The organism is Bradyrhizobium sp. (assembly GCF_049519115.1).
GTDB lineage: Bacteria > Pseudomonadota > Alphaproteobacteria > Rhizobiales > Xanthobacteraceae > Bradyrhizobium.
The window spans coordinates 20,918-32,838 of sequence record NZ_JBEKRB010000035.1; the positions used below are offsets into that span (position 1 = coordinate 20,918).

9 protein-coding genes are annotated in these 11,921 nt (G+C 61.0%); 5 read left to right on the top strand and 4 right to left on the bottom strand.

Translation table 11 applies throughout. The features are described from left to right. Positions 1-59: 59 nt before the first annotated feature. From ABSE61_RS23580 to ABSE61_RS23595, 4 genes are all read right to left on the bottom strand, one after another. Positions 60-914 carry a fumarylacetoacetate hydrolase family protein gene (locus ABSE61_RS23580; RefSeq protein WP_423873549.1) on the bottom strand — a complete coding sequence of 285 codons (855 nt, stop codon included), beginning with the start codon at positions 912-914 and terminating at the stop codon, positions 60-62. Positions 915-980: 66 nt separating this feature from the next. Continuing rightward, positions 981-2,294: a c-type cytochrome gene (locus ABSE61_RS23585; protein ID WP_423873550.1), complete on the bottom strand. Its 1,314-nt coding sequence runs from the start codon at positions 2,292-2,294 to the stop codon at positions 981-983. Next, positions 2,291-4,069, bottom strand: coding sequence for a GMC family oxidoreductase (locus ABSE61_RS23590; protein ID WP_423873551.1), 1,779 nt, complete (start codon positions 4,067-4,069; stop codon positions 2,291-2,293). The genes ABSE61_RS23585 and ABSE61_RS23590 overlap by 4 nt, the downstream gene beginning before the upstream one ends. Continuing rightward, the gene (locus tag ABSE61_RS23595) at positions 4,069-4,749 is read right to left on the bottom strand and encodes a gluconate 2-dehydrogenase subunit 3 family protein (protein WP_423873552.1); all 681 of its coding nucleotides are present in this window, start codon (positions 4,747-4,749) and stop codon (positions 4,069-4,071) included. Before ABSE61_RS23595 ends, ABSE61_RS23590 begins: the two co-directional genes overlap by 1 nt. Before the next feature lie 653 nt (positions 4,750-5,402). Here ABSE61_RS23595 and ABSE61_RS23600 point away from each other — a divergent pair. From ABSE61_RS23600 to cyoA, 5 genes are all read left to right on the top strand, one after another. Next, positions 5,403-6,473, top strand: a complete 1,071-nt coding sequence (locus tag ABSE61_RS23600) for an HlyD family secretion protein (protein WP_423873553.1) — start codon at positions 5,403-5,405, stop codon at positions 6,471-6,473. Then, positions 6,470-8,800, top strand: a complete 2,331-nt coding sequence (locus ABSE61_RS23605; RefSeq protein WP_423873554.1) for an ABC transporter permease — start codon at positions 6,470-6,472, stop codon at positions 8,798-8,800. Before ABSE61_RS23600 ends, ABSE61_RS23605 begins: the two co-directional genes overlap by 4 nt. Then, positions 8,793-9,755, top strand: a complete 963-nt coding sequence (locus ABSE61_RS23610; RefSeq protein WP_423873555.1) for an HlyD family secretion protein — start codon at positions 8,793-8,795, stop codon at positions 9,753-9,755. Before ABSE61_RS23605 ends, ABSE61_RS23610 begins: the two co-directional genes overlap by 8 nt. A gap of 226 nt (positions 9,756-9,981) precedes the next feature. Continuing rightward, on the top strand, positions 9,982-11,040 hold the full coding sequence (locus ABSE61_RS23615; RefSeq protein ID WP_423873556.1) for a heme o synthase: 1,059 nt from the start codon (positions 9,982-9,984) through the stop codon (positions 11,038-11,040). A gap of 28 nt (positions 11,041-11,068) precedes the next feature. After that, the gene (gene cyoA, locus ABSE61_RS23620) at positions 11,069-11,920 is read left to right on the top strand and encodes a ubiquinol oxidase subunit II (RefSeq protein ID WP_423873557.1); all 852 of its coding nucleotides are present in this window, start codon (positions 11,069-11,071) and stop codon (positions 11,918-11,920) included. The last annotated feature ends 1 nt before the right edge of the window (position 11,921 follow it).

The window sequence follows — 11,921 nt, forward strand, 5'->3', positions numbered from 1 at the left end:
GCTCCGTTTCAGGAATCGTTTCGGTGAGGCCCCGTTGCTGGATGATTCAGAGCCCCACCTCATGTCTCGCGCTGGACCGGGTTGCTCAAGACGCCGATCCCCTCGATCTCCACTTCGAAGACGTCGCCCGGCTTCATGAAAACCGGCGGCTTGCGCGCGGCCCCAACGCCACCGGGCGTTCCGGTGATGATCACATCACCCGGTTCCAGGCTGATCGCGACGCTGATCAATTCGACCAGGGTTGCGACATCGAAGATGAGCCGGTCGGTAGACGTATCTTGCATCACGCGGCCATTCAAACGGCCTTGAATGCGCAACCCGTGAGCCCCGGGCGGTAAGGCATCCGCCGTCACCAGCCAGGGGCCGAACGACCCCGTGCCATCGAAATTCTTGCCCATCGTCCATTGCGGTGTGCGTAGTTGAAAATCGCGGATCGTCGCATCGTTGAACAGGGAGTAGCCCGCAACATGATCGAGGGCCTTGTCGCGGCTGATGCGACGGCCTCCATTGCCGATCACCACGGCAAGCTCGGCCTCATAATCCAGTGTGGGCGATTCGGGTGGGAAAAGGATCGGTTCGCCATGAGCGATCAGGCTCGTTGCAAACCGCGCGAAAATTTCGGGATAGACCGGCTTCTTGAGCCCGCTTTCCTCGAGGTGATCATCGTAGTTGAGACCGACGCAGATGATTTTAGGTGGCTTGGGCACCGGAGGCAGTATCCGGACCGCGTTCAGGTCGATTACATGCGTGCGAAGAAGGTCCCTGCCGGCGCGCAGCAGATCTGTACCTTGCGCAATAAGATCGGGAAGAGTGCCCGGGAATCCGCGTTCGCCCTCGGTAAGGCCGTGCCAGCCTGAGCCGTCATCCGCCGCGATTCCGTGGACACTTCCCTTCTCGAATTGGACAATGCGCATTGGTTTCTCCTTCGATGGCCTCGGCGCGCGAGATCGTTCCAACCGTGCCGCGATTTCTTGCTCGCTTCAGTCGGATCGGACCCGCTTTCGCAGCTTCGTGACATCGGCAGCGGATATCGGCGCGCTGCGATTGCCCCAGCTGCTTCGGATGAAGTTCACGACGTCGGCGACCTCCTGGTCGTTCAGCCGCCACGCGAAGGACGGCATTGCGAATTGCGCCGGCGTGGCGTTTGTCTTTGGCGTGAGCGAGCCCTCGAGAACGATCGAAGCCAGCGATATCGGCTCGGGCGCTATCACCACGGGATTTCCGGCGAGTTGCGGAAACACGCGCTGGTACCCCAGCCCGTCGGGCCGATGGCAGGCCGCGCAATTGTCGAGATAGAGCAGCGCGCCTGGTTTGCTGGTGTCGCCCTCTTGCAATGCGTGGTGAGCAGTCCCGTCATACGTGAAAGTCTGCGTGCCGTTGTCGACGATCGATTTGAGGTACTTGGCCGCTGCAAACGCGTCGTCATCCGTCATAAATCGCGTGCTGTGGACGATGACGTCCGTCATGGAGCCGAATGCAATGCCGTGGTTATTGGCGCCGGTTTTGAGAAATTCGGCGACGTCCTGGACGCTCCAGTCGGCCAGTGAGCCGGGCCCACTCGTTCGCAGGCTGGGCGCAAAGTAATTTTCAATCACGGCGCCGGAAAGGTAGGCGGCTCCGTCCGTTCGGGTCTGCGCACGCACCTGCATAGTCAAGGTACGCGGCGTGTGGCACTCCCCGCAATGTCCGAGACCGTCGGCGAAATACGCTCCGCTCGCCTCGACCGGATCGAGGGAGCCAGGCTTGAACGGCGCGGGCGGCGACGAAAACAACAGCCGCCAGAACGTCAGCGGCCAGCGCATCGATAGCGGAAACGGAATCTCATTCTCGATGTTCGCCGTCGCCGATGGGGTGACGCCGGATTTGAAGTAGGCATAAAGCGCCGCGACATCTTCCGGCTTCGTGTTCGCATAGGAAGGATAGGGCATCGCCGGATAGAGGGTGTGACCCCTGGAAACGCCGAAACGCAGTGCGCGGTCGAAGTCAGTCAGCGTGAAACTGCCAATACCATATGTCGGGTCCGGCGTGATGTTGGTCGTGTAGATCGCGCCGATCGGCGTGACCATCCGCAATCCGCCCGTGAAGAGCGGGCGTCCGGGGACCGTATGGCAAGCCGCGCAATCGCCGAGCCTTGCAAGATATTCGCCTCGTGCAATGAGCGATGGTGTCGCCTCGGGCGCAGCGAGAGGTTTTTCGCCGGCCGCCTTGTCAAGGATCGTCGATATCGCAATGACACCAAGAAATCCGGCGACACCGCCGATCAAAACGATCCTGCCGAGAAGTTTCCAGCTCATGACGGAACCAGCGGTCCTGGCGATTTGAGATAGCTGTCGCGGATGGCGGCTGCCGAAAAATAGGCAAGACCCGCCAGAAGGCCTGTCGGGTTGTAACCGATGTTTTGCGGGAAGGCGGATGCGCCGAAGACGAAGAGGTTCGAGAGGTCCCAGCTCTGGGAATACCGGTTGATCACGCTGTTGCGCGGGTTCGAGCCCATGATCGCGCCGCCGGTCGTATGCGTAGACTGATAGATCCGCACATCGTAATGATTGCCGGGTTTGAAGCTAATCGTCGCATGCTTCTCAGGCTTCATGACGCGAGCGATCTCCTCCATCTTCGCAGCACTGTAGGCCGCCATCTTGTATTCGTTGTCGTGCCAGTCGAAGGTCAGACGGAGTAACGGCAGCCTGTGAGAATCCTTGTAAGTGGGATCCAGCGACAGGTAGCTGTCGCGATAGGACATGACCGAACCCTGCGTTCCGAGTGGTGCCGAATGACGATAGTGTTTTCGTATCGCTGACTTCCATCCGGATCCCCAGCGCGGCGCGTCGGGCGGAATCATCATCTGATCGATCGGGCGCCCGCCTGTGGCGCCAGCGTAAATCAGGGAGCCCCCGACGAAACCCAGCCCGCCATGGTCAAAATGATCGGAATTGAATTCATCGATGACACGCTGGCCCGCGGCACCGGCGCCAATGAAGGGATTGATCTCTACGTCTTCGCTGAAATACAAGGCCGTTTCGCTGCACATCTGGTAGGCGTAATTCTTTCCGACCACGCCGTTGCCCGTCGATGGGTCGTACGGTTCGCCAATGCCTGAGAGCAGGAGCAAACGGACATTGTGCATCTGGAAGGCGCTCAGGATCACGAGATCCGCGGGCTGTTCTACTTCCTGCCCCTCGCCGTCGACGTAGAAGACTCCCGTGGCCTTCTTGCCGGTGCTGTCGCGCAGGATGCGGGTCACATAAGCATTCGTCCTCACCTCGAGATTCGACCGCTCCGCGAGGATCGGCAGAATCGTCGTTTGCGGCGAGGCTTTTGAATAAAGGAAACAGCCGAAGCGCTCGCAGAAGCCACAGAGATTGCATGGCCCCAGGCGGACGCCATACGGATTTGTAAAAGGAATCGAGCTGTTGGCGGCCGGTGTCGGAAACGATTTGTAACCAAGCTTGGCCGTGGCGATTTCGAAACGTCGCGCCACTTCGATCGCCGGGAGAGGCGGCGTCGGAAATTCATCGCTTCGTTTTCCTTCGAAGGGATTTCCGCCACGCTTGATCTCTCCGCGCAAGTTGCCGGCGACGCCAGAGACGCCGCACACCTTTTCGAAATGATCGAAATGCGGTTCGAGTTCTTCGAACGAAACGGGATAGTCCTGGATCGTCATCTCGTCCGGGATGACGTCCTTGCCGTAACGCTCTTCGAGACGGCTTCTGAGGCGAAGATCCTCGGGCGATGCGCGCCACAACTGGCCGTTCCAGTGTACGCCCGCGCCGCCAACGCCGTTGCCAAGGACAAACGATCCGTAGCGTCGATAGGGAACGGCGACATCGTTGGTGTTGTGCCGAACGGTGACGGTCTCTTTTGCCAGAGGCTGCCATAGTTCACCGCGGATGGCGTGTTTGAGTTCATCGACGATCCGCGGATATTCGAAGTCCGGCGAGGTATCGCGGGCTGGCCCCCGTTCCAGCGCGACGACGGAAAGACCGGCGTCTGTCAGCGTTTTGGCCATGATGGCACCCGTCCAGCCGTAACCAATGATGACCGCGTCGACGGGGCGTGCTCGCTTTGCCATCAGCGCCTCGTGCCCTGGATGGCGACAGGGCCGAGCGGGTAGGGCGATCCCGGCCGGTTGATCCAGTCGGTGAAGTCGGCGCGGGCTCCTGGAAATCCGATCCATTTCCACGCGGCCATGCCGCGGTTTCCGCCGTACAAGGGATCGGCGAGATATCCTTCACGCGTATTTTCGAGCAACTGGGCGAAGAAATTCGCCGCCGGGATCCTCTCAAAAGAGATTTTTCCCTTTTCCATTTGCGCCAGAAATTCGTTCTGCTCGTCCGGTGTCAGGTCGGCAAATGACTTGCCGTGGATGCCAAGGCTGCTCTTGTTCGCATCCGCGATGCCGACACGGTAGATCTCGCGAGGTGCGTACTGAAGCTGGTATCCCAGCGTTGGCGCCACATCGGGATGGAAAGGCCCCTGCATGTAGAAATATGCGCCGTGGCCGTAAGGCGCTTCCATCTGCCGGTCGATGAATTCCGGCACGCCAGTCTCGATTCCACCGGGGCCATTCCCATCGCCTGGAATGAGGCGGGCCACAGCGGCATTGATGAATCGCCATTCGTCTGGAGAGAAGAACGACGGTGCGAAATCGACGTTCCTGGTCTCGGTCACCGCTGCGATCGACGTTGTGGAAGCCGCTGGGAGAATGGCGGCTGGCGCCAGCCCGAGGATCAGTTTTCGTCTGTTCAACATGAGCGAATTACTCGGTGCGAAATGCTGAGGAGCGTCACAGCTCGCATCGTTGCGAACTTCACTACGGCGGCGTGCCTGGTTGAAGATTACGCCGACATCAGAGATCTGATTGAATGAAGCTGCTTGGAGTTGTCTTGGTTTGCCGTCGCGCCGCGTCAGACGGCGCACCGTCGTTTCGTACAAGACTGCACCGGTTTATGTGGCCTAGAGCGACGAGGGGTTTGCACCAACCGGAGCGCGTTTGGCCGGCCCCCGGCGGCCGCAGCGGTCCACAACCGGGGATGGGTTGGCTGAACGACGCTTCGCTCAATGGAGGCGAAAATGCGAACGAGAGTTTTGACAATTGCTGCCGTTTTGCTTTCCGTTGGCTCCGCAGGCCGAACAGAGACAGCTGACGCGCGCAGCGTAAGGACGGCGACGCGTGCTCTTCATCCGATCAATCAACAGCTTCGGGACAGCGTTGGTTGGTCGCCTGGGCGTCAGCGAGCGTCCGCGCCCGTGGCCGCCGACAACAAATCCTGTGACAGATTCTGGTGCTACTGAAACCGACGTAACGGGCTTATCCAACCGGCGAAAAAAATGAATGTCGCATCCAAGTTGTGGCAGGTTCTTACAATCCATTTGAGCCCCTAATTGTCCAGAATTTCGCGAGCATGGACATGCCAGCCCCGGATACGCAAATCGAAAGCACGCCCAAGGCGCCAGAAACTGGCGGCAAGGAGAATACGGTGGCAAGCGCTCCCTCCGCACGCACTCCTTCTATCATCGTCGCTGTCGTTGTGGCGGTCGTCGCCGCGCTATCGGTTTTCTATCTGTTGCGGCCGGAACCCCTGCTGGTACAGGGCGAAGCGGATGCAACGCGGCTGGACATCGCCGCGCGGGTCGACGGACGGGTCAAGGACATACCTGTCGAGCGCGGCCAGAACGTCCCTGCAAACGCTGTTCTCGTCAGCATCGATAATCCGGAGACCGTCGCCAAGCTCGAGCAAATGAAAGCAGCAAAGGCTGTTGCCGAGGCACAGCTTGCCAACGTCCTCGTCGGGACACGGGCGGAAACCATTGCCGCGCGGAAGGCGGAGCTGGAGCGCGCGCAGGCCGCTCTGGTGCTCGCGCAGAAGACCTTCGAGCGAACCCGCATTTTGACCGAGCAGGGCAATTCGCCGCAATCCCGCCTCGACCAGATGACGGATTCGCTGCACGAAAACGAACGGGCCGTCGACCAGGCCAATTCGGCGTACGAGCAAGCTGTCAACGGTTACACGAAGGAAGAAAGGGCGATCGCAAAAGCCAACGTCGAAAAGGCGAACGCCGACGTCCAGAGCGTTCAGTCGATCATCGATCAGTTGGTGGTTTATGCTCCGGTCGCCTCGCAGATCTACCAGCGCAATGTAGAACCCGGCGAATACGTGTCTCCGGGCGTGCCGCTGATAACCCTGATCGATCTGGCCGACGTCTGGATCCACTTCGATCTTCGTGAAGATCTACTGAAGACCATCAAAGTCGGCGATCGATTCGACGTTCGCATTCCGGCTCTCGATGACCGCAGCATCACGGTCGAGGTCAAGCTCATTGCGACCAAGGGCGAATATGCGAGCTGGCGTGCCACGCGCGCGACCGGCGACTTCGACTTGCGGACATTTTCGATCCGCGCTTACCCGGTTCAGCCGGTACCGGACCTGAGGCCGGGGATGAGCGCCTATCTCGACTGGCGGTCCAGACAATGAGGCCGGCGCCACAGCCAGGATTTCTGGCGGTCGCACGGCGCGAATGCCAATGGCTGTTTCACGACCGGGTGGCGCTGCTTCTGATCTTCGCCGTGCCGCTGTTCGCGTTCGTGGTTCTGACAACCGTTTTCAGCCATCCGGTCATCCGCGGGCTCGGCGTGAGCATTGTGGACGAAGATCGATCCGATACGTCGCGCGCCCTGGTGGAATATGTTGCGGCGTCTCCGAGCCTGCATATCGTCGACCGTTCCGGCACGTTATCGACGGCCGCGCAGGATATCAGGTCCGGCAAGGCGATCTCGGCAATTTATATTCCGCCGGACTTCGAACGTGACCTGGAGGCCGGACGCCGCCCGCAGGTCGTAGGCTTCTACAACCAGCAATTCCTGACGGCGGCCGGCATTGCATCCTCAGGCCTTAGCGATACGCTTTCGGCGGCAGCCTCGGCCGTGGCTCCCGCGCATGCCGCCGCTCCCGCGGCCGTCTCCGTCGGAACGCTGACCGGGGAGACCATCGCGCTCGTCAATCCGCAGAAAAACTACGCGCAATTCCTGCTGCGCGCGCTGCTGCCGATGATCATTCACGTGGTGATCACGCTGGCCGCCGGTTATTCCGTCGGCTCCGAATTCCGCCGCCGCGACGCGCGGGCCTGGCTTCAAAGCGCCGGCGGCGATCCGGTCGTCGCACTGGTCGGCAAGCTTGCGCCATTGTTTGCGATCTTCTTCCTGATCATGCTGGCTGAGGCGCTGTTTCTTGAGGGTGTTCTGAAAATCCCCTTCAGGGGCGACCTGCCGTTGATGGTGGCCGCCGGCTCGCTGCTGATTGTTGCCCATCTGGCGCTGGGCGCGCTGCTACAGCTTCTGGCCGGCGACCTGGCATCGGGATTAGGACTTGCAGGCCTGTTCGTCTCGCCTGCATTCGGCTACGCCGGCGTCGGCTTTCCAACCATCGGCATGAACGCGTTTGCGCAAGGCTGGAGCGCTATACTGCCGCTGCGCTGGTACATGGCGGTGTTGCTGGGACAAGCGGCGCGGGGATTGCCGGTCTCCGAATCCGCCGTTCCCTTCGCGGCGCTCGCAGGCCTGACTGTGCTCTTTACCGGGCTTGCGCTGCTGCGGATGGCAAGCCTCAAGCGTAAAGGCCGGTTTGAAATCGTCCCATCTCCCGAGCAAGCCGAGATCACCGGAACATCGCGAGGCATCGGCGGCGCGTTCAAAGCGGAGTGGCGGCGTGTGCTCGGGACAAGAAGCGCCTTCTCGCTGCTGATCCTGGCTCCCCTGATTTACGGTATTTATTATCCGCAACCTTACCTGAACCAGATCCTTCGCAAGCTCCCCGTCGCCGTCGTCGATAACGATCTGAGCGAGATCAGCCGGCAGATCGTCGAGGCGCTGGATGCAAGTGGAGCATTGAACGTCGTGGTTCGCGCCCATACACTTGCCGAGGCGCGCACCGCAATCGATCGCGGAAAGGTTTTTGCCGCCGTCGAAATACCGCCCGACACCGAACGCGACGTGCTCAAGGGTATTACCGCTCACATTCCGATCCATGCGGATGCCACCTATCTTTTCATATTCCGCTCGACCGCAAGCGGTGTGGCCGCTGCCGTCGGCGCGTTGACGTCCGACCTCGTTTCGCGAGGTGCGCGTTCGGACGGGAGCCTCGTCAAGGCGAAATTGGCGAGCTTGAGCCCGGCCGATGTCCTGCTGCAGCCGATCTTCAATCCGGTGGGCGGCTATGCGAGCTATGTCGTGCCTGCCGCGTTTTTGCTGATCCTCCAGCAAACACTGCTGATTGGTGCTGCGATGCTGACCGGTGGCGCGCTGGCCAAGGCCGACGGCGCGTTTGCCAGCGTATTGGGCCGAGGCGTCGCCCACCTCACGATCTATCTTCCGGCGCTCGCGCTTTATCTCATCGTATTGCCGCGCATCTACGGTTTCTCGACGCTCGGCCATCTTCCGCAAGTCTTCGCACTCGGAACGGTCTTTTTGCTGGCGACGAGCTTTATGGGACAGGCGATTGGCGCCTGGTTCAAGCATCCGGAGAACGCGACCATTCTCCTGCTTGCGACCAGCCTGCCTCAGTTCTTTACCGCCGGCTTCGCATGGCCGCGCGAGGCAATCCCGGACGCGGCCACAGCGTTCGGCCGGATATTTCCCGCGGACTCCGCGATCGATGGCCTCGTGCGCATCAACCAGCTGGGTGCCGGCATCTGGGAGGTTGCGCATGACTGGTTCGCACTCTGGTGTCTGACATTGGCCTATTTCGCGCTTGCCGTGATCTCGGCAATCGTCGTCAAGAGAGGCCAGGTAAATGCCCATGGCTAGACGTGCCGCCATCATTGCGATCGCGCTTGTGTTGGTCGCGGGCGTCTTTATCTATTCCACGCGTCATTCCGGATCGGCGGCCGCGATCGTTGGCGTCGTACGCTCCACCGAAGTGAGGGTCGAGCCGGAAGTGAACGGCCAGCTCGTGTCGATGGCGGTCAAGAAGGGCGCGCATGTGCGAACCGGCGATATCCTGGCGAGGCTTTCCGCGGTCGAGTTGACTGCGGAAGCGGATCAGGCGAGCGCCGCCCTTGGATCCGCAACCGCTAACCGCAACAACGTCTATGTAGGCGTCCGTCGCGAGCAGGTCGACTCGCTGAAAGCCCAGATAGCAAAGGCGAACGCCCGCCTTGAATATGTCCAGGCACAGTTGACAAGGACCAGCACGCTGGCGCGTCAGAGCTTCGAGTCCCAGCAAGCGCTTGATCAGGCCGAAAATGATGCTGCAAGCGCGCGTGCGGATGTCGCGGAAGCCCAGGCGAACTATGATGCGGCTGTGGCGGGCCCAACCCGGGAGGAGCGCGCAATCGCGGATGCGCAAGTGCAGGCCGCGGCCGCGTCGGTGGCCGTGCTGGAGCGCCGTCTTGAAAAGATGACCTTGCGTGCGCCGACCGACGGCGTGATCAGCGTCGTTGCCGCGGAGGTCGGCGAAAATGTTCGTGCCGGCCAACCGATTTTGATGGTCGAAGCGACGGGCAAGCAATGGCTGTCGTTCAATGTACGTGAGGACCGTCTCGACGGTCTCACGGTTGGAAAAACCGTGGACGTGGTGCGAAGCACGGGTGGGGCGATCAAAAGCGCCGTCACCGGATTGCGCCCGCTCGGAACGTTCGCAACCTGGCAGGCCGAGCGCGTGATTGGGGACCATGACCGCAATACGTTGCGGATACGCCTCGACCCGCTGGCGCAATCGGCAGACCTCGAGCCCGGCATGACTGTTTGGGTTGAGCGTTAGCGAAAAAGCTCTGCGCGCGCGTTGCCTGCGTTGCCGGCAAAATTGCGCGGCGCGAACGTGACTGCGATCGTCGTTTGCTGTCGGCGGTTTTTAGCAGGAATCACCCAAGGCGAGCAGCCGCATTCAAGCGTTTCCAGAGCCAAGAGGGCACTACGAGATATGCGCGCCGACGGACGGTCTGGCGCGCGCACGGTTGGTACTTTCTTGATGAAGCCGGAGCATCGCCATGGACGCCAAAACCGTTGATAGCCGGTTTATCGAAAGCCCCGCCGACCGCGCCGCGACGTCTTCGGTTGCACAAGGCCGACGCGCCTTTGAATTTTTGGCGCTGGCGAAGCCGCGCATCATGGCCCTTGCCGTCTTCACCGCGATCGTCGGAATGAGCCTCGCTCCCGATCGGCTAGATCCGCTCGCAGCTCTTGCGGCGGTTCTTGCGATTGCCGCGGGGGCAGCTAGTGCCGGCACGCTCAACATGTGGTACGACGCCGATATCGATGCTGTCATGAGCCGCACCGCGGTGCGGCCGATTCCTCGCGGCCTGGTGTCCCCCCTCGAGGCGTTTGTGTTTGGGCTCGTGCTCGGCGCTTTCGCAGTCACCGTGTTGGCTTTGGCGACCAACCGCACGGCAGCCGCGTTGTTGGCAGGCACGATCTTCTTTTACGTCGTCGTATATACGGCGTGGCTGAAGCGAACGACGCCACAGAACATCGTCATCGGTGGGGCTGCCGGAGCGCTGCCGCCTGTGATCGGATGGACCGCGGCGACGGGAGACGTCGGGCTCGCGCCGCTGACGCTGTTTCTCATGATCTTCCTTTGGACGCCGCCTCACTTCTGGGCTCTCGCGCTGAATCGCGCCAGCGACTACGCGCGCGCAGGCGTGCCGATGTTGCCGGTTGTCGCAGGGCGTGCCGCGACAGCGCGTCAGATCCTGATCTATAGCGCCCTGCTGGTTCTCGCTTCGGAGCTGCCCTGGGCGCTGGGTTTCGCCGGCACGATATATGGTGCGACCGCCGTGGTCTGCGGCGCGGTTTTCCTGCTGCTCGCAGGCCGGATCAAGAGAAGCTCCGGGGTCGATCGCAAGGCCGCGCACAGGCTGTTCGTGTTTTCAATTTTCTATTTGTTCGCGCTGTTTGCGGCCCTTCTGATTGGCCATGGAAATGGTCCGTCCGCGACGACGCGTTCGTCGCATGTCGGCCGGACCGTCGGATCGGCGCTTGCCGAATTCCCGCCCGGCGCCGTTCGCACCGCGAGCAACTTCACCAACCTCAGCACAAGCGAGGTCTGACATGCGATATGTTTGGCTGACTGTCGTTTTGGCCTGCGCCGCGATACTCGGCGGCTGCAACGAAGGCGTACTCGACCCGAAGGGCCCTATCGCCATCGCCAACCGGCAAATTCTGCTCAACTCGCTCGGCATCATGCTGGCGATCGTGATCCCGGTGATCGTGGCCACACTTGGCGTTGCTTTCTGGTTCCGGGCATCGAATGTTCGGGCGCGCTATCGGCCGGATTTCGAATATTCAGGCCGTCTCGAGATGCTCGTCTGGTCGATCCCCGCCATGACGGTGTTCCTGGTTGGCGGCGTCGCGTGGGTGGGCTCGCACGATGTGAGCCCTCGCAAACCGATCGATTCCTCTGTCAAGCCACTGCGAGTCCAGGTCACCTCGCTCGATTGGAAGTGGCTCTTCATCTATCCCGATCAGGGTATCGCGAGCGTTAACCGGCTCACCATTCCAGTCGGCACTCCGATCAGTCTGGAACTGACCTCCTCAAGCGTGATGAACAGCTTCTTCGTGCCGCAACTCGGCAGCCAGATCTACACGATGGCCGGAATGGTCACCCGTCTTAACCTGCTGGCCGACGAGCCTGGCACGTATCGTGGGTTTTCCGCTCAGTTCAGCGGCGATGGCTTCGCCGATATGCATTTCAATGCCGAGGCCGTCACCAGCGAGACGTTTTCCCAATGGGTGAATATGGCACGCAGCGCCGGTCCAGAGCTCAATGCGACGACATACGCGGACCTCGTCAAACCGAGCGAAGCCGTGGCGCCGTTCACCTATCGCTCGGTCGCGCCCGGCCTGTTCGACACTATCACTATCTCCCAAATGCAGGCGGCCGACGCTATGTACCGCAGATCTTTGACATTCATGAGGGCAGAAAGATGAG

Bases quoted from the DNA above. Each gene is read 5' to 3' on its own strand.
- ABSE61_RS23580 (WP_423873549.1), bottom strand. From the start codon at position 914: ATGCGCATTGTCCAATTCGAGAAGGGAAGTGTCCACGGAATCGCGGCG.
- ABSE61_RS23605 (WP_423873554.1), top strand. From the start codon at position 6,470: ATGAGGCCGGCGCCACAGCCAGGATTTCTGGCGGTCGCACGGCGCGAA.
- ABSE61_RS23615 (WP_423873556.1), top strand. From the start codon at position 9,982: ATGGACGCCAAAACCGTTGATAGCCGGTTTATCGAAAGCCCCGCCGAC.
- ABSE61_RS23610 (WP_423873555.1), top strand. From the start codon at position 8,793: ATGGCTAGACGTGCCGCCATCATTGCGATCGCGCTTGTGTTGGTCGCG.
- ABSE61_RS23590 (WP_423873551.1), bottom strand. From the start codon at position 4,069: ATGGCAAAGCGAGCACGCCCCGTCGACGCGGTCATCATTGGTTACGGC.
- ABSE61_RS23600 (WP_423873553.1), top strand. From the start codon at position 5,403: ATGGACATGCCAGCCCCGGATACGCAAATCGAAAGCACGCCCAAGGCG.
- ABSE61_RS23585 (WP_423873550.1), bottom strand. From the start codon at position 2,294: ATGAGCTGGAAACTTCTCGGCAGGATCGTTTTGATCGGCGGTGTCGCC.
- ABSE61_RS23595 (WP_423873552.1), bottom strand. From the start codon at position 4,749: ATGTTGAACAGACGAAAACTGATCCTCGGGCTGGCGCCAGCCGCCATT.